The sequence below is a fragment of the Kitasatospora sp. NPDC058184 genome, from assembly GCF_042883725.1.
In the GTDB taxonomy this organism is placed as follows: domain Bacteria; phylum Actinomycetota; class Actinomycetes; order Streptomycetales; family Streptomycetaceae; genus Kitasatospora.
The window spans coordinates 43,208-69,437 of the sequence record NZ_JBHVVE010000038.1; the positions used below are offsets into that span (position 1 = coordinate 43,208).

The window sequence follows — 26,230 nt, forward strand, 5'->3', positions numbered from 1 at the left end:
GCCCCCGCGACCGCGGGTCCCGAGGAGCGGGTGGGCTCGACTCAGGCCCCGCCGAAGCGGAGCAGGGCTGCTATGCGCCACCAAAGACCCAGACTTTGGTACCTAAGTCCTGGCGACATCCAGAACCGTACGCAGTCCATGACTGCCCGTCAAGCACTTTGGTACCTAAGTCTGTTAACTAGGTGCCAAGGATGTCGAACCATAGATGGAAAGCTGCCATCAGATGGGACTAAAGGACGCGCAGCGAAGGCTCCCAGACGTCCAAGTCGAGCGAGTTAGGTACCAAAGTTGCGACCCGTCAGGTACCTTGTGGCCATGACTGCGACAGATCAGACGACCAGGGGTAGTGCCCGGGCCGTCGCCGACGCTCTGCGCGAGGAGATCCACTCCGGTGCGCTGGAGCCTGGCCAGGCACTGCCCCCCAACCGCGAGCTCGCGGACCGGTTCAACGTCTCCCCCAAAACAGCCACCGCCGGAGTTGACCTCCTCAAGGCGGAGGGCCTCGTCATCGGCGAGCGAGGCGGTCGCCGATGGGTGAGAGCCACTCGTCGCATCACCTGGGACTTGACCCAGTTCGAGCGTGGCCACCGCCGCGATTCCCACTCGCTGGACGACTGGGCCACCGCGATCAAGAACGCCGGCCGAGAGCCCCGCGAGACGATCGCTCGGACGGTGGAACCCGCATCGCAGCAGGTCGCGGAGTGGTTGCGCATCATGCCCGGCGAGGAGGTGGTCAAGCGAGCCCGCGTCCGCTGGGTAGACGGCTCGCCGTTCCAGCTCTCCACCAGTTTCTTCCCCGGCACGATCGCTCGGGGGACACTGCTGGATGAGGACCGTGAAGTGTCTGTGCCTGGAGGCGTTCTCCGCTACATCGGCCATCCTCAGGAAGCCGTCCGCGACGAGATCAGCGCCCGAATGCCCACGCGTGAAGAGACCGATCTCCTGCAACTCCCAATGGGCACTCCCGTGATGCAGCACGTCCGTATCGGGCACGGGGCCATTGGCCCGGTCCGAGCCATGGTCACCATCGCACCCGGTGACCGTCACCTACTCGTTTACGAGATGGAGGTCTGATGGCCACCCACGACGGGACTTCCCCGCGAGCCTCCTCCCCTCAGGTCCGCCGAGCAGAACCCCTGGGCGACGGCGTGGCCTCAACGGATCTGGTGTGGTACGCGGCGTACGGGTCCAACATGCACGCCGACCGCCTGTCGTACTACATCCGCGGCGGCCGCCCGCCCGGCAGCACCCGCACCTACCCGGGCTGTCGTGATCGCCGGCTGCCGGAGCAACAGATCCCCGTACTGCTGCCCGGCCAGACCTACTTCGCTCTGACGTCTGCCGTGTGGGGCGGCGGCATGGCTTTCTACGATCCCGTGCAGTCTGACGAGACGCCGGCCCGGGCCTACCTCATCACCCGGCAGCAATTCTCCGACATCGCCGCACAGGAGATGCACCGGCCCCCCAGCGCGGATCTCAACCTCGCCCCAGTACTCGCTGACGGCCACGACCAGCTCGGCCCGGGCAGGTACGAAACCCTGGTATGCCCGGGCATGATCGACGACGCCCCCGTCCTCACTTTCACGGCGCCCTGGCATCTCAGCGACGCCGAACTCAACGCCCCGACCACCGCTTACCTGGCGAATTTCATCAGCGGCCTCAGCGAAGCCCACGGCTGGCCCCTGGAGCGCTCCGCCCACTACCTCGCCACTCGCCCCGGCGCGGCGGGCCACTGGACAGCGCAGTCGATCCTGGACGCCGTCCAGGCGGCAGACACGCGCTCGGACGGCGCAAGGGCCACCCCTGTAGGGGGCTAGGCTCGATCGGTGCCCTCGGGCACACCAGAAAACAGCGAAGCGGCCCCTCATCCGCCAAGATTCGGGCCGCTTGCGCTCACGTAGCTATTCAGCTGTTGCTGGACCGACGGTACCAGGCGTACCCGGCCCGCGGCGAGAGACACCCGTCACGTCGCCCGGGCCGTGTGGCGACGCCTGGTACCGCCGCACCCGCGACGGCGGAGAGGCAAGCCCCCCGTTGTCCCGCCCCACCCCCACCCCCGCAACGCGCACCGCGCGCTGCGCCCCCCAGGACAGTGGCACGCTCCCCGTCGGCACCTGGGCGTGGCCCGCCGACGGACACCCCGACTGCGCCAGCTGCGACCACCCGAACAGCGCCCACCCGAACGGCCAGCACTGCCTCGTCGCAGCGGCCGACCCGTGCCAAGCGGCCGAGGTCTGCAGCTCCATCAGGGCTACCAGCTTCCGGCTGTACCGCCTCCTGGCGTCCCGGGCGGACTCCTCCGGCCACGTGACCGTCACGCTGAACGAGCTGCGCCGCCTTCTGCCAGGTCCGAACGGAAAACCGACCAGCAGCCTCTCCCGCGTCCGTGACGCGCTCCGCGAACTCTCCGGTGCCGAGCTGGTGACCAAGCGCTCCGGCGAGGCGGTCACCACCTCGTCCCGCCCCGCCGCGGCTGATCGCCCCCTCGAACTCCGACTCCACACCGGCAGCCCGTCGCACCGCACCTACGCCGAGGAGGTGGCGAAGTGAGCGACACCTTCGCTGCGGGGGAGAGCCCGGAGGGTTCGCAGGAGCTGGTATTCCGCGGCGCGCTGTCGGACTACTGGTCCTACAGCCAGGTCCGAGACTACGTGCTGGTCCATCCCGGGCTCGGGCACTCGATGCTGCGCCTGTACCTGCTGCTGCGGTCGATGATCCACGAGTCGAAGAAGAACCTGCCCGGTGCGGGCCTGCGCCGTATGTCGATCGACCAGTTGTGCTGGCTGATGCCCGGTCCGAATGACAAGCCGTTGAGCATCTCGACCATGTACCAGCTCCTGGCCGGCCTGGAGGAGCTGGACCTGGTGGTGCCGGATGGGGAGAACCTGGAGACCCGGGTCGAGCTGAAGCCGGGCGAGAAGAAGCTGAGCAGCAAGGAGAAGGCGGCCCGGGGCATCCTGCGCGGCTACGTCGTCCAGGACCTGCCGCCGACCGCCTACACCGGCTGGCGCAACGTCTGGGACAAGCTCAACGCCTACCGGCCCGACTGGCGGGAGAACCCCGCGCTCCCGCCCACCCACACCACCGAGTTCGGCGAGCCGGACGCGAGGGGACGCCGCGTCGACTGCGTCCGCCAAACACGGCAGAGCATCACCGAGCAACCGGGCCCCGTCCTGGCGCCGAAGACCGCCGACGTGGTGTTCCAGAAAACTGGAACGGCCTCCGAGGACACCCCTGGACCCTCTCTGTTCCAGAAAACTGGCCCAACGTTCCAGAAAACTGGAACAGCAGGCCAGAAAACTGGAACAGATCTCGCGCTGACCAGCGAAAACGGGCTCCCCAAAGAAGCCCCCCTAACAAGTCTTTCTCTCTCTCCCGCACCGTCTGCCTCACCGGCCCCCTCCGAGAAGCCCAGGGCCAGGACTGAGAGAGAGAAACCGGTTGCACCGAAGGACAACCCGGTCCCTGCCACGCCCGCGACTGCGGGCGCCCGGGAGATCGGTGAGGCCTGGGCCGAGGCCCGGGCCCAGGCCGGCCGTTCGGTACCGCCCCGGGGCGCGGCTGCGGTCGCCCGGTCGGCTGCGGTACTGCTGGCCGAGGGCGAGTCGTTCGAGCTCCTGGTCGCCGCCGCCGCTGACATGGGCCGCCAGGAGCGGGTGCTGACCAAGCTCGGCCAGCACCTGGAGTACTTCGAGCAGCCCACCACCGCAGTGCCGTCACCTAGGTCGGTGACCGACCCTTGCCCGGCGCACCCCGCGCTGGAGGCGGCCGGGTGCCGGCACTGCGCGGCCGACGAGGCCGTGGAGCGGCAGCGCCGCGAGCTGGACGCGCAGCGCGGCATCGACGACGACTCCAGCCGCCGGTTCATGGCCGAGTTCCTCGCCCAGGCCCGCCAGCCCCGGACCCCTGCCGACCGGCGACGCGCCGCGGCGCAGCGGCAAGCCGAAGAGGCCCGCAGCCAGTCCGCCAAGCGGGCCGGGTTCCTGGCTGGCTGACCATCCTCTGAACAGCACGACGGCCGCCGGTGTACCTCGCCAGGCCCGGCGGCCGTCCGATCCCCTTGGAGAGATCACCATGAGCGTACCCAGCCAGAACCGCACCGGCTCCGACGCCCCGACCACGATCCAGGCCGGGCCGGACGACTACACCTGGAGCGACGAGGAGCCCGACCGCGAGGAACCCGACGACGCCGACTCTGAGCCGGCTCCGCGCTCCGGCCGGTCCCGGCGCGGCAAGGCCGAGGCCGGCGACGGGTTCGAGCGGGTGCCCCCGCAGGACCTGGACGCGGAGAAGTCCGTCCTGGGCGGCATGATGCTGTCGAAGGACGCCATCGGCGACGTGGTCGAGGTGCTCAAGCCGGCCGACTACTACCGGCCCGCGCACGAGATGATCCACACGGCGATCCTCGACCTGTACGGGCGCGGCGAGCCCGCCGACCCGATCACCGTGGCCGGCGAGCTCACCAAGCGCGGCGAACTCCAGCGCGTCGGCGGGGCCCCCTACCTGCACACCCTGGTCAACTCCGTCCCGACCGCCGCCAACGCCGAGTACTACGCCCAGATCGTCCACGAGCGCGCCGTCCTGCGCCGCATGGTCGAGGCCGGCACCCGGATCGCCGGCATGGGCTACGCCGCCGAAGGCGACGTCGACGAACTGGTCAACGCCGCCCAGGCCCAGGTGATGGCACTCGCCGACCAGCGCGGCGAGGACAACTGCGCGCCGCTGATCGACGGCATGGACATCACCCTGGGCGACGTGGAGGGCCGCAAGCACAACCGCGGCCGGATCACCGGCGTGCCGACCGGCTTCGCCGACCTCGACCAGCTCACCCAGGGCCTCCAGGGCGGCCAGATGATCGTCATCGCCGCCCGCCCCGCCATCGGGAAGTCCACCCTGGCCCTGGACATCGCCCGCTCCGCCAGCATCACCCACGGCCTGACCACCGCGTTCTTCTCCCTGGAGATGGGGCGCCAGGAGATCCAGCTGCGCGCCGTCTCCGCCGAGGGCCGCGTCGCCCTGCACCACCTGCGCTCCGGCGACATGACCGACGACGACTGGTTGCGCACCAGCCGGGCGGTGGCCCGGATGCCCGAGGCGCCGCTGCTGATCGACGACAACCCCGTGCAGTCCGCGCTGTCCATCGCCGCCCGCTGCCGCAAGCTCAAGCAGCGCCGGGGCCTGGACCTCGTCGTCGTCGACTACCTCCAGCTCCTCCAGGGCTCCGGCCGCCGCGCCGAGAACCGCCAGCAGGAGGTCTCCGACATGTCCCGCAACCTCAAACTGCTCGCTAAGCAGCTCGGCGTGCCCGTCATCGCCCTGTCCCAGCTCAACCGCGGCCCCGAGCAGCGCACCGACAAGCGCCCGATGATCTCCGACCTGCGCGAGTCCGGCTCCATCGAGCAGGACGCCGACATGGTCATCCTGCTGCACCGCGAGGACGCCTACGACAAGGAATCCCCCCGCGCGGGCGAGGCCGACCTGATCGTCGCCAAACACCGCAACGGCCCCACCGCCACCATCACCGTCGCCTTCCAGGGCCACTACAGCCGCTTCATCGACATGACCCGCGACGACGAAGTCGGCCGGCGCTTCCCCGACGACGACGGCGACGCGTACGAGCCCGACTTCACCCCGATCGGTGCCCACCTCCCGCCGGGCCCGGGCAGCACCGGACACGGCCCCGCTGCCAACCTCGCCTCGGACCTCGGCCTGTAACAGGGCCGAGAAGGGCCCTGAAGGCCCCTCAGGGATGATCAACGGCCCCACCCGCGTCGAATCCCGCGGCCGGGTCGTTGATCGCCTTGCAGACAGCGATCTATTGAGAGGAGCGTCGCATGAGCGAAACCACCACGGGAGCGGCCTGGCGGCCGTTGCTGGAAGAGTTGGGCGAGACCTTCAACGGCTGCACCCTCGACAACGTGACCGAGTCGGTCGGGCTGCGCCCGGAAGCCACTGCCTGGCTCGCCGCCGAGGCCGTGACCAGCACCGAAAAGCTCGCCGAGGCGCTGGCCTGTGGCTGGTCCCTCCATACCACCGAACAGGTGGGAGCGGTTGCCGCCGCGCTGCTCGCTGTTGAGCACCACGTTGCCCAGGCGAAGCGCAACCTGCTGGGCGTACTCAATGCCATGGAGAGCCGTGGCGATATCGTCGAACTCGAACGCGCCTACGACGGTCCGGACGCACCCCCGGCCGTCGCCACAGGCCTGTTCAAGCTAGAGCCGTCCCCCCAGGCCGCCGATCGGCTGTTCGCCGAAGTGGCGGCGGTACCGATGCGGTTCCGGATGCCAGAGACGTTCGTCGAAGCTCTGCACCAGATCGCCGGGTACCTCCCCGACCTCGTGGTCCCCGGCAGCACGGTCGATGTCCACGAGGACGCCGACGATCCGCAGCACCAGGCCTATCTCCAGCTCCGCCACAACGGACAGGCCTGGCGGCTGGGCTTCTACGCCGAGGAGTGGTTCCTCGACAACTACCCAGTCGAACCCACCGCCTTGGTGGAGCTGGGATACATCCCGCTGGTGGCCGCGCACCCCGCCAAATTGGCCGAAGCGTTCCGAACAGCGCTACTCAACCCCGACCAGGCGTAGCACCACCCCATGCTCAACGAGGAGCCGACGTGCACGCCTACCTGAACCTCGGTGGCCACTCCATTCGCGACATCTGTGTGCAGGGCGGGCACCTGGGCCAGGAGTGCCCACCAGTGCGAGAGCACCTTCCCGGCTGGGGTGCACTTGTCGAGGTGCCCGCCGTCCTCGAGCTCCTGGACCTGGTAGCCGACGGGCGCCTAGACGCGGGCCGGGCGCGCTGGCTCCTTGCCGAACTCGGCGAACGAACCCTTCGGGTGCTCGACCCGCACGGCTGCGGGATCCCCGAGTGCACCGACGGCAAGCGCTGCCGGGGTGAGTTCGAGGAAGACCGGCTCGGGGAAATCCTGCGTCGCGAGCGCGTCGACGCCGCCCTCGCGGCCGGACCCCCAGCCCCGCCGGCCGTTCACCCTTGCGTCCCCTGCACCGGCTGCTCGGCTTGTTCCTGCTACGACGGCACCCCTGGCCGCTGCCAGACCTGCCGGTGGAGCCACGCCGCCCGCACCCGCGCCCGGCAGGACGTGGAGCGCTGGAACGCCGACCTCGCCGCCGGCCGGACCTACGCCCGCACCGAGCGCCGCCTGCACCGCTGGGACTGCCCCACCCTCGGGAACGCCGACAACCGGCTCGCCGAGTTCGAAGAACTCCTCGAAGCCACCGGCGGCCGCGCCGACTGGACCGCGCTGCCCGAACTGCACAGCGCCGACGAGCTCCGACGCCGCAACGTCCAGACCCGGCGCCGCGCGACCTGCGGCCCTGACCCGCTCTAGAAGGGACGGAGAAACCGGTGCAGCACCACATCCTTGAGAAGCTGGGCCGCTTGTTGCCGCTCAACCCGGATCCCGGCGGCGGCACCGTCTACGCGGCTCTCGACAGTCCTTGCCTCATCCGGGGCGCCGAGGCGGGCTCCGCGTGTGCGTGTTCGATTCACTTCGGCCACCGAGGCGACGAGTGGGTGCTCCACAACGACGGCGAGGGCAACTGGACCGCGACGGGCACTGGCGCGCTGATCCCGCTCGGCTACATCGGCGAGGACCCGGCCAAGGTGGCCCAGACCGTACTGCGGGCGCTTCCTCCGGAGCCCCGCCTTCGGCCGACGCGATCGGTGCCACCGTCCACGGCGGACCGGAAGGCGCCGTAGCCGTAGGCGCCGCGTCAGGGACCCACCTGGTGCGCACCGTGGTGCGTCCCCTACAGCTGCGAGCCCTGGCAGATCGCTCCACGCGCCGGCTGCGGGACACCGATCCGCCGCTACGGCGACACCGGCGTCCACGCCTGCGAGGCCTGCCGGGCGAGGGCCACCCGACGATGAGCACCAGGACCAGCACGGTTGGCTGCCGCAGGGACCACCAGGGGGCTCGGGAGTACGGGACGGGCGGGGCGAAGCCGTCCCGGCCCGCGCCCGCCGCCCGCTACCGTCGACCATGCAGCCCACCACCGCGGCGACCGCCACCACCGAGGAGGACCAGGTGACCACCCAGCCCGACCCCCAGGACACGGCCACGCCGAGGCCGGCCACCCTGCACGAGCTGCGCACCGCGATGTCCCGCTACGGCCTGCCCGGCGACCGGGACCGGTTCGAGCAGGACCTGGCCGCCGCCCTCGACGCCTCCCCGATCGGCGACCTCGCCGCCGTCGCCGAGGTCATCGCCACCTACCGCCACCGCCTCGTCCTGCGCACCGACGAGCACGCGATGGCCTCCCTCGCCGCACCGATCGGCGGACAGAAGTGGACCCCGGCCGCCGACGCCTTCGCCCGCGCGCGCGCCGCCGGCGGCGACCGGTGACCGACCAGCCCGAACAGCAGCCGGCCCCGCTGCACGTCTTCCTCTCCGACACCGCCGAGCACACCCTCGCCGCGCTGCGCCCCGGCGAGCTGGACGTGGTCGAGAAGCTCGTCGAGCGCCTGGCGGTGTCGCCGAGGCTCGGGATCCCGGTGCCGGGCGGTACCGACCCCGAGGTCGACGACTACACCGCCCGCACCGACCCGGCCTCGGACTCCGGCGACCGCATCAGCGTCGTCTACCGCCTGCACGAGGGCATGTCCGCGATCTTCGTGACGTGGATCATCGCCGGGCCCTGACCCTGGACCAGTGCCGCCCCGGCGGCGAAGGACTGACCGGCGGCCCGGCCGGGACTGTCGTACACGCTGCGGTCGTTCCCGACGCCACGGCCGAGGTCGGCAGACGCTGGGGGTGGTGGACAACCCGGTCGGGCGACGCTCACCAAGCCACCCTGGGCCGCCGTCCCGCTAGACCAGGGTGCTGACGACCAGCGCCCAGAAGAGCACCCCGGTGCCGACGCCGAGCAGTACTGCCTGCGGGGAGAAGCGGCCCGGCTCCAACGAGGCCCAGGCCAGGGAGCCGGTGAGCGTGCTCAACAGCGAGGCCAGCACCAAGCGGTTCTGCCCGACCGGGCCGAGGCCCAGGAGCGGCCCGATTCTGGAGAGCACGACGGTACAGGCCCATGCCACGCCGCAGCTGACCGCGAACCAGAAGCCCCACCGGCGGCGCCGCGAGACCGCATCGCCAGAGTTGACCCACGAGTACAGGGTGGTGCGCAGGCGTCGGTGAAGCAGCCGCAGGGTGGTCACCGCCCCAGTCTGCCCGCGTCGGCCGGCCGTCGATGGAACTTCCGCGGATCCCCGTCGGCCGGGGTAGCAGCGCTGGTACTGCTACCCCGCTCGGGGAAGGGGACGTCGATTCCGGGAGGGCTCTCTGGGCGTGTTCGAAGGGGGCGCGTCGACAGCGGGTGGCTCCTGGCGGATTCACCATATTGAGTTCGTGCGCACCGGGGGTGATGACGAGCTTGCGGTGCCGCGGACTGGTGCCCCCGACAACATGGCAACTTGTCAATATATTTGGCTTTTGTCGCATTTGATTCGAGACTGGCGGGGAACGGACGCTACCTCCTGCGTCTGACAGGGCACCTGTCGGCCCGCAATTCACTACTGTCGGCGCTGATAGCGTTGCTCAACGTGAGCGATGCGCTACAGCGAGGACACGCTCATCATGATCGACGTTCTGTCCCAGACGGCCGCCTGCTTGCCCCACGACCTGGATCGCGAGCTGGGACGCCTACGGCAGCTCGTCTCCCAGGACCAACAGCTGACCGCGGCGGTCCGGGCCGACATCAACAGGCAGCGGCGGATCCGGCTGGAGATCGGGGACGCGTTGCTGGTCATCGACCCCGCCGAGGGTGAGGGGACCGCGACATCGGCCTGGGCGCGGGCGGCCGGCATGGTCGGCCTGGCCACCGCGACCGCCCGGACGTACCGAAAGGTCGCCAGGCGGGTGGCGCCGGCGGTCCGCAAGGCGATCGACGCACTCGACGTGGAGATCTCCTACAGCACCCTCAGGGCAGCTGCCTCGATGCCCAAGGCAGAGAACGGAGATGTGAAAGGAGTACTCGAACGGCGCCTGGACCAGCTGGTCGGGATGGCGGCGGCGGTCGCCGGTACTGACGCTCCGGTCGTCACCGAGACCGGCCTCCGCGCCCTGCTCGGAGACTCCCTTCCCCCGGTCAGCGTGCCCGCCGACCGGTCCGACGGAATCCGGGCGGACGAGGAGGGCACCACCGGGCTCGCACCGAGGGTGGTCCCGCCAGGGCCCGACGTCGTGAAGGCGGCCATCGGCGCCGACGCCGAGGTCGCGCGAAGCGCCTGCGCGGCGCTGCTGGAGAGTTCGACCGGCAGGGCCGAGGTCCTTGAACGAGTGGCTTCCACCCCGGAGTACCTCAGCGAGCTGATCGCCGACGACCGGGTCCGGCGGACCATCCAGTCGCAGATCGTCCCGCCGACCCGGCCGGAACGGGACCCGGACGACGCCGCGATGGACGCCGCCGCGGAGGCCGACCCCGAGGTCGTCCTGGCCCGCTGGCGCGCGGCCCTCCAACGGCACGACGCGCAGGCCACCCGGCTCCTCGAGTACGACCCGGCGGAGATCGCGGCCCGGGGCGACGAGGAACTGATCGACGCGGTCCTCACGACCGCGCAGCTGTACAGCGAGTGGGGCCAGCGCCTCGCCGCTGCGGCTCGGAGGGAGGGTCCCCGAGCCGGATAGCAATCACGACACGAAGGGAACGACGTTGACCTCCAGGCCTCTCCGTGACGAGCAGGGAAACCGACTGCACCTGCACAGGGAGCACGACCACCTGCCCGACGACATCCGGCTCGCCCTGGTGACCGACATCAGGGAGATGCTCGTCTGCTTCCCCCAGAGCGCGCCGGCCCGCCGCCAGTACCTTCACGAGAGGTTCGGCGCCGGGGCGCCCTGGGCGGAGCCCTTCTTCAACAGGTGCATCACCCGCCTAGAAGAGCAAGCGGAGAAGGAGTGGAGGTACGGCCAAGCCGCCGCCGCCGCGGAGAGGCGGGAACGGGAGGCCAAGGAGAAGGAGGACAACCCGCCGCCGGTCGTGCCGGGACAACGCACCGAGGATCCTCCGAGCGTCAGCCTGGTCGACGACGACCCCACGCCCGGCCCGCTCCGCTTCTCCCAACGCCAGTCGATGACACTGCTCGAACGGCACTCCCACCAACGGCTCCTGGACATCAATGAGGAGAAGGCGGAGGCTGCCAAGCGCCGCGACAACGAGGTGGCCCGGTTGAAGGAGATGAAGCGCGCCCAGAAGGGCCACCGGGGCGCGATGGAACTCGCGCGGGCCATCACCGAGGCCTGGAACCACGATCCGGACGCCATCAACTACGAGCAGGTGATGCGCAACGCCGGCCTCACCTACGGTCAGTTCGGGGTGTCCGTGACGTTCTTCACCACCCAGCTCAACGAAGCCCTTCCCGACGACAAGGTGAGGAGCGCCCAGTGACCTCAATGCTCCTCGCCAGCACCGACCTGGGCGAGACCGAGAAGCGTCAGTGGGCCGTCGGCCTCACCGAGCGGCTCCCGAACCGCGAGGTGGCCCGCGCCGGCCGCCGCGGGGACACTGAGGCGGCGGACGGCACGATCTGGGAGCTGGAAACCCCTCCACTCCTGCAGGACCCGATCGTCGGGAAGCAGCGCGCCCACCCCCGAATCCGGTGGCTGCTGTGCGGCGTAGCCGAGCACGGAGCCCAGAAACTGCGGATCTTCGACAACGGGGGCGGCCTGGTGGCCGTCGAATGGAACCGTCCGTGGAGCAACTATCCGTTGCTGACCGAGCCGCTCATCGACTTGGGCCTCTCCTCCACCGTCGGCCGCCACGTCCTCCTCAACGTAGGCGCCTTCAGCTCCTTCTCGCGCACCCGCGCAGAAGGCCGAGGGGTGCTGTACAGCATGCACAACTGGCTCCACCATGTGCGCACCGGCATCCCCCTCGCACCGGTCCGGGAACCCTGGAGTCAACAGGACCCAGGTGGCGGCCGGAGCGACCCGACCACGTAGCACGCCTGCCGGGCAGCGAGGCGCTGCCCGACGGACAGCCCCCGGCCGTCGGTATGTCGGTCGGCCGCCAGAGCTCCGGGCCGACGGCCAGGACAGGACCTCCCCTTCACCGCCCACCTCAGGCCCTGACCGTCCCGGTCCGTCGGCGCGAACTCCGTTCTCCACGGGGCGTCGGTGACCTGACTGTCCTGCCGCCCGGGCCGGGACGGGGCCTCAACCGCGACGACGTTGCGGTCGGGAACGGATCGGGTAGCTAAGCGCGGCGCGCTCCGCTACCGCACCCTGGCCAGCGCCCGGATGCGCTGGACCATCCTTCGCTGCCGCCTGCCCTGCGCCGCCTGATCCACCGGCGGGGCCGTGGCCGGTCCGGCCTGGGCAGTTGCCCCCCGAAGACGTGGTTGATACCGGGCGTCGGCCGGGCCACCTACCGAACCGGCCTACGCCGAGCACCACGGCCTGCCCACCGACCGGGCGGTTGCCGATGTCACCACCCACCTGACGAAGACCCTGCTGTCCACCTGCACGACCTCCGAGCGCTCCCCGGAACCACCCGGCGACCAGCACGAACCTTCGAACCGTCAGCACCAACAACGGCAGGTCCGGGCGCGGACCACCGGACTTCGTAGGCATGGAAAGGGCCCCCTGGGGCCCGGTTCCGGCGGCAGCCGGAATTCCGTGACTGGCGCCCGGACGTTCGCCAGTCCTGGCCGGCAGGCCGACGTGGGCGCCCAGCCCGGGCGGCGGCAGCGGCACGGGCATCCCGCCCGCCGGAGGCCACCGCCAGCCGACCGGTCCGGGCCGGGGCCTACGGCCCCAGCTGCGGCAGGTGCCCCTGGGATTTGCGCCGGCGTGCGTGGCTGAGGCCTCCGGGGTGGAGGTCCGCGTGACCGCCTGCCTTTACTACCTAAGAAGGGACATATGCCCTGACCTGCGGTTTTCTCCTCGCTAGCGTCTGGTTTTCCAGACGTTGTGGCCGGAAAACCAGACGTTACGGCAGTGCTCGCCAAGGACACGGTGGCCCGACACGCTGCCATGAGCCTGCGTTCTTCGGGCCGTGTCCTGTAGATTCTTGCCGCTAAGGTCGGGTTTTCCGGAGCTAACGTCTGAAAAAATGGCCCTTAGCAACTTCAAGGCGCACCGGTCGTTGGACCGGGGTTGGGCAGCGACGGTTTGGTGAGGAGCAGCATGGCTCGCAGGGGCAACATCGCCCTGGTGAACCTGGATACGGGGGCGGTGCTGCCTGCGCCGAAGGCCCGGACGCCGCACACCATGGACGGCTCGTACACCCTCAATGCCTATACCGATGACGCGCCGCTGTACTCGCTGGCGCTGTCCGGTGCGGAGTGGGCGACGATCGACTGGGTGCGCTCGAACGGCGGGGCCGGTGCGGCGGTGAAGGTGACGGCGCTTGCGGTGGCGGAGGCGATCCTGGCGACGGAGACGACGGCGAAGACGGCGCTCGCCCGCTTGGTGAAGCTGAACATCCTGCTCAAGACCAGCCCCCGGAGCCAGACCTACCAGCTCAACCCGAGGCGCTTCTGGGAGGGCTCCGGGGACGCCCAGGTGCAGGCCTGCCGTAGGTTGGACCCGCCGCCGATCACGCCGGACGCCAAGGCGGTCGCCGCCGCGAAGAAGGCCGCCGAGAAGGCGGCTGCCAAGACACCGGGCCCGCGCCGCGCCAGCGCGGCGCGGAGCACGACGAACGGAGGCACACGATGAGCGCCGCCACCCACAGCCACCACGGTGGCTTCGACCCGGACAGTCTCGGTATGCCGCCGGTCTACACGCTGAACTTGTCGGCCAGCCAGCGCAGCGTCCTGGAATGGCTGACCAGTCACGGCGGTGTTTTTGCCCCGATCACCGCGGACGTGGAGGAGATCGCGCACGACTGCGGCACGTCGACGTCCACCGCGTACGAGGCCTTGGCCCGGCTGGAGGCGCTTCAGCTGGTCGAGCACCCGGATCCTGGAAGCTACCGGGTCAACCCCCGTTTCTTCTTCGCCTCCAATCCCGAGATCCGTCGGCTGGTGGGGGAAGCGCTGGAAGCCCCCGAGATCACCCTCGACGCGCGGGCCGAAGGTCCCCGGAAGGTCGGCAACGTCGACGCCCGTCGCCGGCGCACGATCAAGGCTGTTCCTGACCAGGAGTAAGGCCTGCGGTGCCGGCGAGGCCGCTCGCGGTTGGCCGGTTGCGGGGGATTGCGGCGGCCGGTTCGGACGGCAGCTCGGGGGATGGAGCCGCCGTCCGAACCGTGCGCTGACGCCCTGGCCTGGCGGGGGAGGGCGTTGAGGGGTCAGGGCAGTTTCGCCTGGAGGTGCAGGGCACGTGCGGCGGAGGACCGGCTGCCGTCGTCGGCGGCCTTCGAGTACCACGCCAGGGCGTGCTTCGGCTTTCCCGCCTCGCGGAGGAAGTCGCCCAGCTCGCGTGCGGCCCGTTCGTCCTTGGCGTCGACCCGCTGTTGGAGCCAGGCCTCGGCCGCCACCGTGCCGCGCTGCCTCCACAGCAGCCATGCCGCTTCCCGGTGGGCGTGTCGTTCCCCGACGGCGGCGGCCCTGGTGAACGCGGCGACCGCCTTGTCCACGTCCTTTTGGTTCACGGGCCGGTCGTTCGACTCGCACTTGTCCCGCAGGATCAGCCCGATCTGCATGAACGCCTTCGGGTCTCCCTTCCTGGCCGCCTTCCGGAACCAGTGGAGCGCGCGCTTGGGTCGCCTGCTCGTCCGGTACACGGTGGCGGCGCGCCAGATCGCCGCGAGGTCTCCCTTGGACGCGATCTTGAGGTAGATCTCCAAGGCCTCGTCGTGCCGCCCTCTGGCCGCGAGCAGGTCGGCCAGCGGAAGCACGCTCAGGTTGTCCCCCTTTCCCGCCGCCGCCCGGTACATGATGATCGCCTCGTCGTCCCGCCCCAGCCTCTCCAGGTGCTCGGCGGCGTCACGCCAGGCTTCCGGGTCGCCGGCTGATCCGGCGTCCGCGTAGAAGCGCAGGGCCCGGGTGGTGTCTCCCGTCCCCCACAGCAGGCGTGCGGCTTCGCGCAAGGCGATCGGGTGTCCCCGCGCGGCCTGGGCCCGGAGCCACTCCACCGCTTCCTCCGTCCGTCCGGTGCGCGACATCAGCGAGGCCGCCGCGCGCAGCGCGTCGTGGTTCCCGCTGACCTCGAAGGCCCGCTGGTAGACCTTCACCGCTTCGTGGTCGAGGCCGGCCCGCAGGAGGCGCCTGGCGGCCGCGATCGCGGCGTTGGCGTCGCCGGCCTCGGCCAGGGTGCACAGCCAGTTGATCGCCTCGTGGGGGCGGTCGCCCTCGCTCAGGAGCGTGGCCGCCGGTTCGATGGCCAGGACGTCGCCGGCCTCGGCGGCCCGCTGGTACCAGGCGGTTGCCTCCCTGAGCCTTCCCGACTGCTCCAGGAGGACTCCGCCCATGAACAGGGCGTTGGTGTCTCCCTGTCCGACCGCCTTGTGGAGGGCGCGGGCCTTCAGCATCGGGTCCGCGTTCCGGTCGGCGGCGAGGAACTGGGTCACGGAGCCGCGGGCGTTGGACTCGGCCAGGGCCAGTCGGGGGTCCCGTTCGGCGGCTTCGGCCAGGTCTTCCAGATCGCCCCTGGCGAAGCGGTCCGGGACGTCGACGGCCGAGTCGTCGATCAGGGTGCGGGTGAGGGAGTCGAGCGACGAGGTGAGGCCGCCGGACCTGGTGAGGATGTCGGCCGTGGACGAGATGGTGCCGATGATCAGGACGGGGGCCCGGCGCGGGTCGTGCAGGGCGTCCTGGATCTCGGCGTGGATCTCTCCGGCGGCCTGGCACCGCGCGGGGTCCAGGTACCGGTCGATGCGGTCGAGCCACACGACCGTTTCGGGTCCGGCCTGGGAGAGCGCTTCCACCACCTGCTTCCCGCTGGACGGGTCTGCGGGATGCCACAGGCGCCAGCCGCCGGGCAGCCCCCGGAGGGATTCCCAGCAGCTGCGGGTCTTGCCGGTGGCCTGCTTCCCGCGGGCGACGACCATCGTGCTGTGGCCTTCGACGGCCCGCCGTACGGCGTTGCCGATCTCGTGATCGTGATGGCGCCTGATGTACGGGGCCAGGACCGACAACGGGCCCTCGGCGTCCGGCAGCGAGAACGTCTCCCGAACGCCGAGGACCAAGGGGTCGGTCATCTCGCTCACCGCGTACCCGTACGGCCGGACGACGGCGGCCTGGATCCACAGGCTCTGGGCGCGCTCAAACTCCGTCACCGGCTCCTTGCCCGCCATGCGGGCCAGGACGACCGCCACCGCCACCGCGTCCGCCTGGCTTCCGAGGGACGACGAGCGCAGCAGCCGGTTCACGCTGTCCCGTGCGGGAACGGCGGCCAGCGTGTCGTCCGTCCGGACCGCGGCGACGATGTCCGTCAGCGACGGCATGCCGGCCGTGGCGTACAGCTCGTGCAGCCAGTCCTTGAACTTCCGTACCGGTCCCGGCCTCACCCAGGCCCGGGACGGGGCCCGCCTGGGCCGCCGCCTGACCGGGCCCGTCCCGCCCGTGACCGCAGCCGAGGCCCGGCTTCCCGCCCCCGGTTCCTTCTGCACGGCGCGGGCGAGCGGGCCGCTGGGCGCCGGCGGGTACCGGTCCGTGCGGACCCGGTCCCACAACTCCTCCCAGACCTCGGCCTCGTACCTGGCGGCGGGCGAACCGTCGAAGTCCGAGATCACCCGCATGAAGGCGCAGAACAGCTGTCGGCTGGGCAGCGATCCCTGGCGCAGGGCGTGGCCCAGCGCATTCTTGGACAGGCTCACCCCCAGCGCGTCGGCCCGGCCCTGGACCGTGCGCAGCGACGGGCTGCCGCTGAGCGTCCGGGCCAGGCGCATCAGGTCGCCGAGCTGATGCTCGTTGCTCAGCGACTCGGGCTCGCGCCATCGGGTGCCAGGCCGCTTGCCGCGGCCGGGGGGCGCTGCGGGCGGCGTGCGGCGCCACAGCCGTTCTGCCTTTCGCAGCTCGGACGGGGTTCCGCCGCAGGCGAGGACGAAGGCGCGCACGACCGTCAGCTTGGGTCGGCGTTTCCCGGACGCCGCCCGGCAGAGCGTTGCCACGGAGATCTGCGGCGACGTCGCGGCGGACAGCTGTGTATACGTCTTCCCGCCCTGAGTGCTCAGGGCTTGCAGGAACTCGGCGAGTTCTCCGGCGACCGCTCCTGCGGCGACCGCCTGCCGTGGCCTTCCCACCATCGACGGTCACCTGCGCCGTCGTCCCGAGGTGGCGGACACCAGCCGTCTCACGAGCTCGGCCGCTGTCAGGACGGCCGCGCTCGACAGCGCGATGATGGTGTCGGCCGACAGGCCCATTGCCGCCAGCAGGACGAACAGGGCCAGGACCGCCACCGTGAGAACGACGGCGGCGGTGGGTACGGGCCGGCCTCCGTTGCCGCTCTCGCGGCACCTGCGCGGTACTTCCATCAAGATCCTCCGAACCTAGGGCAGCCCACAACGTGCGCTGGGGAAGGGGAGGTTGCAGCTCCCCGCTCACCATCGGTCAGAATTCTTGGGCACCGTGGCGCGCCGGAAGGCCAGCCGGGTGGCTATCAAGGCGATGCCTTGCAACAACCTGGCCCAGCAGAAACAGATCTGTGCAGGTCAGCGTCATGGCAGGGCGTCAGCGAACTCGGCACCGCGACACTTGTCCGTTTTTTTGCCTGCTGTTCGCGCCACCCTTGGCTTTTTGCGTGATTGTCCGGTTCGCGATGCAAAAATGGCGGCCGATGCGCAGCTCATCGACCCTGTTCACGCCGCATCGGCGAGCCGCCCGCGCCGGCCAGGCCAGGTTCGGTGTCCTGCCAAAGGCTGTCGCAACCCGATGCGCCGCCCCCGAAAGCCGACAGATTGTTCACGTCCTCCCGGCCGCAGCCCACTACCGGTCCCGGGACCACGGCCGCGCCCGGTTGCAGGGGAGCCGGCCCGCCGGCCGACAGGCCGGCAGCGTTCGGGGGCGCCTCGCGGGCGCCCCCGAACGCGTGCACCGGGGCCTGGGCGGCTTCAGTCCCCGGTCCGGACGACGACCCTGCCCGAGGGTGCCTTCCGCCTGGACTGACCACCGCCTCGGATCCCGTGGCAGCTGACTCCCGCCCATCGGCCGTGCCTCCAGGATCGACATCCCCGGACGCCACTTGATGTGTAGCGCGCTTGACACTTCAGCACATGGTGGTCCAGACTAAATGTCAAGCGCGCTACACATAAAGTGGCGCCGGCAGGCAGGAGACCGGCATGTCGCACACGATCACGGCGGAGCAGGTCCGCGAGCTGTGGGAGGCCTCCGGCCTGGCGGCGGTCATCGACCGGGGCGAGGACCTCGCCCCGGTGACGAAGGAGGACCTCGCCGCGCTCGCCGACCAGGTCGACACCGACGACGACGGCCGTCCGCTGGTCGGCCAGTGGGAGGTCCTGGCCGCCCAGCTGAACGCCGACGCCGAGTCGGAGCCGCTCGCCGGGCCGGCCGCCGACGTCCTCCAGGCCGTCGAGGACGCGCGCCGCAACCGGGACAAGGTGAAGGCCGCCGCCGACGACGAGTTCAACCGGGTTATCCGCTCCGCGATGCTCAACCGGAAGGACACGAAGGTGAGGGTCAAGGACCTGGAGAAGGCCGCCGGCCTCACCCGCGCCCGGCTCTACCAGATCCGCGACGGGCGCCGCTGACCGCATGGACACCGCCGACGCCGCCTCCCGCCTGGTCACCCGGCGGGAGGCCGAGCCCCTCCTCGGCTACGCCCCCGGCAGTCTGAAGGTCGTGATGCAGCAGCAGTGCGGCCGCTGGCCCGACCCGGTGGCCTGCCGCCGGCGCGGCCGCGCGCTGCTGTGGGAGCTGGACGCCCTGCTCGCCGCCGCCCGGCCGACCACCGGGGTGCGCTCGCGGCGCCCGGACGGCGCCGACACGGACGGGCTGGTCACCTGCCTGGAGTGCGGCCGCCGCTTCCGCTCCCTCGCACCGCACCTCGCCCGCGTCCATGAGATGTCGGCCGCCCAGTACCGAGCCCAGCACGCCTTGCCCGCCGGCGCCACGCTGATGGCCACCGACGTCCGGAGCACCCTGTCGGCGACCCGCATCGAGGCGATGGCCACCGACCCGGACCTGCTCGCACCGATGCGGGCCGCGGCGCCCGCACCCGACGTCCTCGCCCGCCGCTCGGCCGCCGCCCGCGCCGGCACCGACGGCCTCCCCGCCGTACGGGCCGCCCGCAGGGCCGCGGCCCTGCGCACCCTCCCGGCCGCCCAGCAGGCCCGCAGGAACACCCTGGAGGCCACCGCCCGGGCAGCGGGCTTCGCGTCGATGGCAGACGCGATCGCCGCCACCCGCGACCTGCCGAGCCGTGCCGCCGCGGAACGGATCGGCGTCGGGGCGAGCACCGTCAAACGCTGGCGGCAGCGCTCCCCGTGAGGGGCCACAGGCACCCGCGGTCCCTGTAGAGACCCCGAGCGGGCCCCGGGCCGCGCGTGCCCGCTGCGCTCCATCACTCATTAGAGTGATGGAGCGCGCAATCCATGGAATATATCCATTGATGATGGATAGGATGCTTGCATGACGCTCAGCACATTGGAAACGCTTCGGCTCACGATCGCGGCGATCAGGCAGCGCACCGGGGAGAGCCAGCGCGAGCTCGCCGCCGCCCTGGAGCTGACCCAGGACAAGGTCTCCCGCCGTCAGTCCGGTGCGCAGCCGTGGTCCCTGGACGAGGTCGACGCGCTGGCCCGGCACTGGGGCATGGGGCCGCTGGACCTGCTCGCCGGTCCCACCCACGCCGCCCTGTCCATGACCTGGCCCCCCGGCACCGCCGCCCCGCAGCCGGAACCCCTGCCGGTGCCGGCGACCTTCGCGCCCGCCCCGGTGGTCACCGGCCCGCTCCCCGCCGAGGCCGCCTCCGCCGATGACCGGCCGCTGTCCGCCGACCGGGGCGACGCCATCGAGCACCGGCCCGCTGCCGTTCCGGCCGCCCAGGCCCCGGTCCCGGGCGAGGCCGGTGTCGTCTACGACGCCTACGCCGACCGTCACCCGGACGGCCACCCCATGGTCTATCCGCCCGCGCCGTGTGTGCGCTGCGGACTCGCGGTTACCCACCGGATCCACGGCCGCCCGAGCCACCTGGGCGGCGCCTGTGCCCCCGTTGCCGCGCCCGCCTCCGCGGCCGTGCCCGCCGATGTCGACCAGGCCGCCGAGCCCGCGTCCGCCCCCGTCCCGACGCCGACGGAGCCGGCCGCGTCCGCGTCCGCCGCCGAGCAGCTGCTCGTCGACGCCGCCCTGGAGGGCGTGCCGAACGCGGACTACGACCGGGCCCCCACCGGTGCGGTCGCCGTTCACCCCGCAGTGCCGTGCGAGCAGTGCGGCCGGCCGATGCGCCACCGGATCGGCGGCCGCCCGCTCCACCTCGGCGGCTGGTGCGCCCCCGTCCCCCCGGCGACCGAGCCCGTCCAGGCCGCCGAACAGCAGCAGCCGTCCGCTCTGGCCGTCCCGGCCGCCGGCGTCGACCAGGCCGTCGCCGTCCCGGCCACCACCCCGGTGACCACCACCCCGGTGACCACCGCGCCCGGACCCGCGCCCGCGGCTCCGGCCGCCGCCGTCCCGGCCGCTGCGCCGCGTTCGGGCCCGACGGCCCGGGCCCGGGAGTATGCCGGTACCGGCCGCGAGCTCGGCTACTACCTCGACATGATCACCTCGGCGGTCGAGCGGGCCCTGGAAGAGCACGACGGCGACCTGGAGGCGGCGGAAAAAGCGCTGGAGAAGAAGGCGATCCCGGCCGCGATGGAATTGTTCGACGCGACCCGGGTCGGCGCCGCCTATGAGCACACCGCCTATCCGGAGCGCCTGGAATTCCTGTCGAAGAAATCCCGGAACGGCGCGGACGAAATCTGGGAGGGCCGCCACAAGTGGGAGAACGCCCCGCTCATGGCCGCCCTCAAGGCCGGCGCCGACCCGGTGACGGTGGACGTCCTGGACACCAACGCCGCCTACTGCTCCGCGTTGAAGACGCACCTGCCGATCGGCGCCCTGCAGCACCGCCCGGACGGCGGCTGGGACCCCAAGCGCTCCGGCGTCTACCTGCTCCCCGCCCGCCCCGCCTGGGAGCACCCGCATCTGCCCGACCCGATCGGCAACAGGCACGAGACCGGCCCGGTGCTCCTGGACGAGGCCACGGTGCGGCTGCTGATCCGCTGCCACAAGCTAGGCCTCGCCGAGGCCCCGCACATCACCGAGGCCTGGACGTCCGGCAGCTCCGAGGGCCTGCTGGAGAAGTTCCGCCGCGTCCTCACCGCCGCCCGCGAAAACGCCATCGCTGACGGCGACACGGTCACCGAAAAGTACGTCAAGGCCATGTACGCGAAATTCGCGTCCACCATCGGCGAATCCACCTACAACCGCGAAATCCGCCGCCCCGACTGGATGCACATCATCCGCTCGCAGGCATTCGCGAACCTGTGGTACAAATCCCAGCGCGCCCACAAAGCCGGACTCACCGTCGTCGCGCTGCGTGGTACCGACGAACTCCACGTCACCGGCGGCGAATGGCGAAAGAGCGCGGGCGGTGTTTTCGAAGAGGGCCGCCTGACCACGCAATTGAAACTCAAGGACCAGTACACCCTGCCCCGCACCCGGAATCGGAGCGCCTAAATGTCGACGGATGGCTGGAAGAACTTCGGACAGTACGGCGCTGACCGTGACCGGGGAAACGTCCACGGGAAGGTCGCCCTCGGCCGCGCCCTGGAGGACGCCCTGGAACGCATGATCATCGAAGGCGGCATCAAATCCCCGCCCAGCACCCGCCGCGGCCTGATGGCCCGGATGCGCTACCTGATGGAACACCGGGGCGGACGCGAGGCCCTCGCCGAGGCCCTCGCCGACGCGGGCAGCAGCGCCAACCCGGCCACCCTGCGCGCCTGGCGCCACGGCCTGCGCATGCCCCGCCCCGTCAACCTGGAGGCCATCGACACCGCCTACTGGACGCTGCGCGCCCGCAACGTCCTGGCCAACCCCCAGATCCTCAAGGACCACCTCAACAACGGCGGCCGCGGCACCAAGGTCGAGATCCACCCCATCAACCAGCAGGTGGTCGACGAACCCCGCCGCCGCGACAACCTCCGCATCCGCCCGCTCCAGGTCCGCTACGTCTGGGACGAAGCCGTCGACGCCCTCACCACCGGCGACATCACCAAGATGGAGGAGATCTGGGACGACATCATCGCCGACCTCGACTCCGACTGGGGCGCCTACACCTATGTCTCCCACATCGGCCTCGGCGCCTGATGGACACCGCCGACCGCACCGGCGACGGCGACCAGGGCCAGCTCGACGACGACGCCGCGAGCGCCTCGCCAGCCGTGACCACCATCGAGACCGCCGAGCAGCCGCCCGCCTGGCCCGCCTCGCCGTGGCCCGGCTGCGCCGCGACCTGGCGGCCGGGACCGACCCGGGCCTGCCGCCCGGCCCGGAGCTGGCGGCGATGGTCGCCGAGTTCGACCGGATGCGGACGGCGCTCGCCGTCTCCTGGCACCGGGCGGCGGACCTGCTGGAGGCCGTCCCGCACCACCCGACCGCGCTGACCGGTCCGTACTGGTACGGCCAGGGCTGGGACGAGGCGGTCCACCACCTGCGCGACCTGGCCGACGGCATGAGCCCGCGCCGTCCCGGCCGTCCCCGTCCCGACGACCCGAAAGGCCGGCCGTGACCACGACCACCGAGCCCTCGCCCCGTCCGACCATCCCGCCGACGGGCGCGCCAGCGACCGCCTCGTCGTCGCCGGGCACGCCGGTGCCGCCGACCACGCCGGTTCCGAGCGCGCCGCCGCCGAGCCCGAGCCCGAGCCCGTCCTCGCCGCCGAGCCCGCCGCCGAGCGCGCCGGTGCTGCTCCTGGACCCCGGAGTGCTGGCCGACCCGGCCGACCGCGAGCGGGCCCTGGTGCAGCTGCTCCGCTACCACGCCCGGGTCCGCACCGCCCACCTGAGCCTGGAGGAGGGCGACCGCGTCGAGCTGCTGGAACCGCTCCGGACGTCGTGGATCGACGAGGACCTGGCCGCCGAGGAGTACTGGGAAGTGGACGCCCGTACCCACGCCGCCGTCCCGGCCGGAACGCTCGGCGTCGTCACCCTGGTCCGCCGCTCCCCGGCCCCGTTCCCGTACGTCGTGGCCTTTGACCGCGGCCCCGAGTGCGCCGTGCGCGACCACCAGATCGCCCGCTGCGCCGACCAGTCGCTCACCCCCGCCCCGCCGCCGCCCCCGGCCCCGCCGCCGCGCCGACTCTGACCGCAGGACCGGCCGCCGCCACCCGGCGGCGGCCGCCACCGAACCGCCGAACCGTCCCGCACCCCGCGCCCGGCGTGTGCCGCGGCCGCGCCAGCCCACCAGGAGGAGAGCGACCATGACCGGCACCTTCCCGCTGCTCGGCGAACCGTTTTCGGAGTTCACCGCCGCCGACGCCCTGAACTCCACCGTCTACGCCGAGGTGTTCGCCGCCCTGCCGGCCGACTACCACGAAGCCGCGGCCGAGTACCTCGCCCTCGCCGCCGGCATCCCCGACGCCCTCGATGGCTGCGCCACCCACGACTACGAGGAGTCGTTCCTCGACGAGGACGACGGACCCTACACCGGCCTCAACCGCACCCCGGCGCAGCGCCGCGTACACGCGCTGGAGGTCATCGCGGTGGTGAACGGCTACCTCGCCGACTGGGAGCGCGCCATCGAGCGCCTGGCACTGGCCTGTTACCCGCCCTGCCCCTCGGCCGCCGCGATCGACTTCCTCCAGCGCGAGGCCGGCGCCTTCTACAGCGAACTGACACGCCACCGCACCAAGCAGGCCGCCTGGTTCCTGCACGACGCCGGCCTGCCCGCAGCGCCCCGCCCCCCGGTCGAGGGGCACTCGATCGCCACCTCCGGCGGCTACGTCGACGTCGTTCGGCACCTGACTCTGCACCGCTGACCAAGCCCGGGGCGGCCGCCACCACCCGGCGCGGCCGCCGTCGTTCAACCCGCAGGACAACCAACTCCCAGCAGCCAAGGAGTAGTTCATGAAGCAACTCCCCGCACCCCTGCCCGAGTACACCTGGTGGGGCCAGGTGCCCGCCCACCTGCGCACCGCCACCCAGCTCGCCGCCCTCGACCTCCCGCGCCAGCCCGCCGGCCCCGTGCGCGCCGTCGTCACCGCCCGCAACCCCGCCGGCCGCAAGGGCCCCTGGGACCTGTACGACCTGCACGAGTCCGTGCCCACCGCGGCCTCCGCCGCGCAGCTCGTCGCGGCCGCCGCCCGCCGCACCACCACCAGGGTCTGCGCCGAGTGCGGCGCCCGCCCCGAAACCCCCTGCACCCCCACCGACGACGGCCGCGCCCTGTGCGGCACCTGCACCCACATCACCCGCCTGCGCACCCGCCAGGCCGAGGCCCACGCCGCCGGACGGGACGCCGCCCACGCCGCCGCCCGCCTCCTCGCCGACGAGCACCTGGCCGTCCTCCACATCGACTACACCCCCGGCCAGCCCACCGCCGGCGGCAACCCCCGCCCCCCGGCCGCCGCCCACATCACCACCCTCGACCACACCGGCCACACCCTCTACAACCGCCTGCTGCGCCTGACCGGCCCCCGCACCCCCGGCGCCCCCGCCGACGCCCTGGACCCCGGCCCGGCCGCCGCGGACCTGGCCGCCCTGCTCGCCGACCGCACCGTCGTGGTCTGGACGCCCGCCGCCCTCGACCCCCTCCAGGCCGCCCTGGAACGCCTCAAACTGCCCGCCCTGGCCCTGCCCGAAGGCCGCGTGCACACCGCCCGCCACGCGGCCGCCCACTGGCGCGCCGACCTCGACCCCACCACCGGCGAACTGCGCCGTCCCACCCCGCCCGGCACCGCCGACCGCCTCCACCTCCTCCTGCGCCGCATGGCCGCCACCGCCCCACAGGAAGAGCCGACCACCGCCGGCTGACCGGCCACCCGGCGGCCGCCACCCGGTGGCCGCCGGCTGACCGGCCACCCGGCGGCCGCCACCCGGTGGCCGCCGCCGAACCGCTGGACCACCGGCCGGGAGCGGCCACCCCCGCTCCCGGCCACCCACCCCAGGGAGAACCCTGTGCACCCGCACCTGTTCACCACCCCCGGCACCGCCGGCTTCGCCGAGGAACTCGACGCCGAACGCACCCGCCAGATCGCCCGCTGGGGCGACCAGCGCCACCCCGACGGCACCGGCGGCCCCGGCACCCGCCAACAGGCCGACCAGGCCCGCGCCCACTGCCAGCACCTGGCCGACACCGGCGGCATCGACTGGCGCTCGATCCTCCTGGAAGAGGTCCACGAAGCCCTCGCCGAGAGCGACCCGGCCAAGCTGCGCACCGAGCTGGTCCAGGTCGCCGCCGTCTGCGCGGCCTGGGTGTCCGACATCGACCGCCGCTGACCCCGCCCGCCCCGGCCCGCCGCCCGCCGGCGGCGGGCCCCATCCCCAGGGAGAACCCCGTGCCCGACGTGCCCGACATGCCCGACCCGCTCCTGTGGCCCGAACCCACCGCGACCCTCATCCGCATCGCCCGCGTCGCCGGCGTCGGCCGGGCCGCCGTGACGAACTGGCGCCGCCACCACCCCGACTTCCCCGCACCCGTCGGCGGCACCGACCAGAGCCCGCAGTTCCCGCCGGCCGACGCCGAGGCCTGGCTCCACCGGCACGGCAAGATCAGCCGCCACCAGCCCGAGACCGCCCTCGGGCCGACCGCGACCCTCACCCTCCCCGACGGACAGACCATCACCCTCAAGGACGCACACCTGCGCCACGACGACGGCCTCGTGACCCTCACCGGCTGCACCAGCCGGGCCGCCTGGGCCCGGGTCCCCCTGCAGAACGCCGTCCTGACCCGCGTCCAGATGCCCGGCAGGCCCGACGTGACCGTGACCTCCGCGAACGCCGACGTCTTCGACTACGAGGGCACCCGCACCATCTCCCTGATCTGGCACGAGCGGAACGAACACCCGCTGCCGCCGGACACGACCCCGGGGAAGTGAGCGAGCCCGCGGCCCCGGCCCCGCACAGGGCCGGGGCCGGGCCGTCGTGTTCCCGGAGCCGTGGCGTGCACGGCGGAGGCCTGTTCGTGGTGTTCCGTTACCGTCCCACCGTGATGGAACCCGCTGGGCCCGCGCCCGCCCGCCGATCCGCTCCAGGATCCGACCCCCGGGGCCCTACCTTTGACCCCGAGCCGCAACGACGCCTGAGCCAGGCGGTCCGGGCCCGTTCGGCCCGGCGGCTGGCACCAGCGGCTGCGCGCCGTCCCGCCCGCTGTCTAGGGTGCTTCGACGGCC

General features: G+C 72.0%; 28 protein-coding genes. 25 read left to right on the forward strand and 3 right to left on the reverse strand.

Annotated features, from left to right (window positions below; genetic code table 11):
- Positions 1-315 precede the first annotated feature (315 nt).
- The 10 genes from ACFVXH_RS39770 (at position 316) to ACFVXH_RS39815 (ending at position 8,667) form a co-directional block, all read left to right on the forward strand.
- Entirely contained in the window at positions 316-1,074 is a 759-nt protein-coding gene (locus tag ACFVXH_RS39770; RefSeq protein WP_387831058.1) for a GntR family transcriptional regulator, read from the forward strand.
- Positions 1,074-1,817, forward strand: a complete 744-nt coding sequence (locus tag ACFVXH_RS39775; RefSeq protein WP_387831059.1) for a histone deacetylase — start codon at positions 1,074-1,076, stop codon at positions 1,815-1,817. Before ACFVXH_RS39770 ends, ACFVXH_RS39775 begins: the two co-directional genes overlap by 1 nt.
- Before the next feature lie 217 nt (positions 1,818-2,034).
- Positions 2,035-2,550 (forward strand): hypothetical protein, encoded by a 516-nt coding sequence (locus tag ACFVXH_RS39780; RefSeq protein WP_387831060.1) that lies wholly within the window; start codon positions 2,035-2,037, stop codon positions 2,548-2,550.
- Positions 2,547-3,995 carry a hypothetical protein gene (locus tag ACFVXH_RS39785; RefSeq protein WP_387831061.1) on the forward strand — a complete coding sequence of 483 codons (1,449 nt, stop codon included), beginning with the start codon at positions 2,547-2,549 and terminating at the stop codon, positions 3,993-3,995. Before ACFVXH_RS39780 ends, ACFVXH_RS39785 begins: the two co-directional genes overlap by 4 nt.
- 79 nt (positions 3,996-4,074) lie before the next feature.
- Positions 4,075-5,715, forward strand: coding sequence for a replicative DNA helicase (gene dnaB, locus ACFVXH_RS39790; protein ID WP_387831062.1), 1,641 nt, complete (start codon positions 4,075-4,077; stop codon positions 5,713-5,715).
- Between the two features lie 119 nt (positions 5,716-5,834).
- On the forward strand, positions 5,835-6,587 hold the full coding sequence (locus ACFVXH_RS39795; RefSeq protein WP_387831063.1) for a hypothetical protein: 753 nt from the start codon (positions 5,835-5,837) through the stop codon (positions 6,585-6,587).
- 113 nt (positions 6,588-6,700) lie between these two features.
- Positions 6,701-7,354 (forward strand): hypothetical protein, encoded by a 654-nt coding sequence (locus ACFVXH_RS39800; protein ID WP_387831064.1) that lies wholly within the window; start codon positions 6,701-6,703, stop codon positions 7,352-7,354.
- 17 nt (positions 7,355-7,371) lie between these two features.
- Positions 7,372-7,725, forward strand: a complete 354-nt coding sequence (locus ACFVXH_RS39805) for a hypothetical protein (RefSeq protein WP_387831065.1) — start codon at positions 7,372-7,374, stop codon at positions 7,723-7,725.
- A 283-nt stretch (positions 7,726-8,008) separates the two neighbouring features.
- Positions 8,009-8,371, forward strand: a complete 363-nt coding sequence (locus tag ACFVXH_RS39810; RefSeq protein WP_387831066.1) for a hypothetical protein — start codon at positions 8,009-8,011, stop codon at positions 8,369-8,371.
- Positions 8,368-8,667: a hypothetical protein gene (locus ACFVXH_RS39815; RefSeq protein ID WP_387831067.1), complete on the forward strand. Its 300-nt coding sequence runs from the start codon at positions 8,368-8,370 to the stop codon at positions 8,665-8,667. Before ACFVXH_RS39810 ends, ACFVXH_RS39815 begins: the two co-directional genes overlap by 4 nt.
- Positions 8,668-8,835: 168 nt before the next feature.
- Here ACFVXH_RS39815 and ACFVXH_RS39820 read toward each other — a convergent pair whose 3' ends face one another.
- Positions 8,836-9,177, reverse strand: coding sequence for a hypothetical protein (locus ACFVXH_RS39820; RefSeq protein ID WP_387831068.1), 342 nt, complete (start codon positions 9,175-9,177; stop codon positions 8,836-8,838).
- A gap of 418 nt (positions 9,178-9,595) precedes the next feature.
- On the opposite strand from ACFVXH_RS39820, the gene ACFVXH_RS39825 reads away from it, so the two are divergent.
- The 5 genes from ACFVXH_RS39825 (at position 9,596) to ACFVXH_RS39845 (ending at position 14,109) form a co-directional block, all read left to right on the forward strand.
- On the forward strand, positions 9,596-10,645 hold the full coding sequence (locus ACFVXH_RS39825) for a hypothetical protein (protein ID WP_387831069.1): 1,050 nt from the start codon (positions 9,596-9,598) through the stop codon (positions 10,643-10,645).
- A 25-nt stretch (positions 10,646-10,670) separates the two neighbouring features.
- Complete coding sequence (locus tag ACFVXH_RS39830; RefSeq protein WP_387831070.1) at positions 10,671-11,405, forward strand: hypothetical protein; 735 nt, start codon at positions 10,671-10,673, stop codon at positions 11,403-11,405.
- Positions 11,402-11,959 (forward strand): hypothetical protein, encoded by a 558-nt coding sequence (locus ACFVXH_RS39835; RefSeq protein WP_387831071.1) that lies wholly within the window; start codon positions 11,402-11,404, stop codon positions 11,957-11,959. The genes ACFVXH_RS39830 and ACFVXH_RS39835 overlap by 4 nt, the downstream gene beginning before the upstream one ends.
- 1,185 nt (positions 11,960-13,144) lie before the next feature.
- A complete protein-coding gene (locus tag ACFVXH_RS39840) occupies positions 13,145-13,678 on the forward strand; it encodes a MarR family transcriptional regulator (RefSeq protein ID WP_387831072.1) in 534 nt (177 codons plus the stop codon).
- Positions 13,675-14,109, forward strand: a complete 435-nt coding sequence (locus tag ACFVXH_RS39845; protein WP_387831073.1) for a MarR family transcriptional regulator — start codon at positions 13,675-13,677, stop codon at positions 14,107-14,109. The genes ACFVXH_RS39840 and ACFVXH_RS39845 overlap by 4 nt, the downstream gene beginning before the upstream one ends.
- A gap of 143 nt (positions 14,110-14,252) precedes the next feature.
- Here the strand turns inward: ACFVXH_RS39845 and ACFVXH_RS39850 are convergent, their stop codons facing one another.
- On the reverse strand, positions 14,253-17,150 hold the full coding sequence (locus ACFVXH_RS39850; protein ID WP_387831074.1) for a tetratricopeptide repeat protein: 2,898 nt from the start codon (positions 17,148-17,150) through the stop codon (positions 14,253-14,255).
- A 6-nt stretch (positions 17,151-17,156) separates the two neighbouring features.
- Positions 17,157-17,378 carry a hypothetical protein gene (locus ACFVXH_RS39855; protein WP_387831075.1) on the reverse strand — a complete coding sequence of 74 codons (222 nt, stop codon included), beginning with the start codon at positions 17,376-17,378 and terminating at the stop codon, positions 17,157-17,159.
- An 804-nt stretch (positions 17,379-18,182) separates the two neighbouring features.
- On the opposite strand from ACFVXH_RS39855, the gene ACFVXH_RS39860 reads away from it, so the two are divergent.
- The 10 genes from ACFVXH_RS39860 to ACFVXH_RS39905 all read left to right on the forward strand — a co-directional run bounded on the left by ACFVXH_RS39860 (position 18,183) and on the right by ACFVXH_RS39905 (position 25,936).
- Positions 18,183-18,611: a hypothetical protein gene (locus tag ACFVXH_RS39860; RefSeq protein ID WP_387831076.1), complete on the forward strand. Its 429-nt coding sequence runs from the start codon at positions 18,183-18,185 to the stop codon at positions 18,609-18,611.
- 4 nt (positions 18,612-18,615) lie between these two features.
- On the forward strand, positions 18,616-19,350 hold the full coding sequence (locus ACFVXH_RS39865) for a MucR family transcriptional regulator (RefSeq protein ID WP_387831077.1): 735 nt from the start codon (positions 18,616-18,618) through the stop codon (positions 19,348-19,350).
- A 141-nt stretch (positions 19,351-19,491) separates the two neighbouring features.
- Positions 19,492-21,576 (forward strand): hypothetical protein, encoded by a 2,085-nt coding sequence (locus ACFVXH_RS39870; protein ID WP_387831078.1) that lies wholly within the window; start codon positions 19,492-19,494, stop codon positions 21,574-21,576.
- Positions 21,577-22,209, forward strand: coding sequence for a hypothetical protein (locus tag ACFVXH_RS39875; protein WP_387831079.1), 633 nt, complete (start codon positions 21,577-21,579; stop codon positions 22,207-22,209).
- 124 nt (positions 22,210-22,333) lie between these two features.
- On the forward strand, positions 22,334-22,630 hold the full coding sequence (locus ACFVXH_RS39880; RefSeq protein WP_387831080.1) for a hypothetical protein: 297 nt from the start codon (positions 22,334-22,336) through the stop codon (positions 22,628-22,630).
- A complete protein-coding gene (locus ACFVXH_RS39885; RefSeq protein ID WP_387831081.1) occupies positions 22,627-23,205 on the forward strand; it encodes a hypothetical protein in 579 nt (192 codons plus the stop codon). Before ACFVXH_RS39880 ends, ACFVXH_RS39885 begins: the two co-directional genes overlap by 4 nt.
- 115 nt (positions 23,206-23,320) lie before the next feature.
- Entirely contained in the window at positions 23,321-23,878 is a 558-nt protein-coding gene (locus tag ACFVXH_RS39890) for a hypothetical protein (protein WP_387831082.1), read from the forward strand.
- Between the two features lie 88 nt (positions 23,879-23,966).
- Positions 23,967-24,872 carry a hypothetical protein gene (locus tag ACFVXH_RS39895; RefSeq protein WP_387831083.1) on the forward strand — a complete coding sequence of 302 codons (906 nt, stop codon included), beginning with the start codon at positions 23,967-23,969 and terminating at the stop codon, positions 24,870-24,872.
- Between the two features lie 144 nt (positions 24,873-25,016).
- Positions 25,017-25,337: a hypothetical protein gene (locus tag ACFVXH_RS39900; protein ID WP_387831084.1), complete on the forward strand. Its 321-nt coding sequence runs from the start codon at positions 25,017-25,019 to the stop codon at positions 25,335-25,337.
- Positions 25,338-25,396: 59 nt separating this feature from the next.
- Positions 25,397-25,936, forward strand: coding sequence for a hypothetical protein (locus ACFVXH_RS39905; RefSeq protein WP_387831085.1), 540 nt, complete (start codon positions 25,397-25,399; stop codon positions 25,934-25,936).
- Positions 25,937-26,230 lie beyond the last annotated feature (294 nt).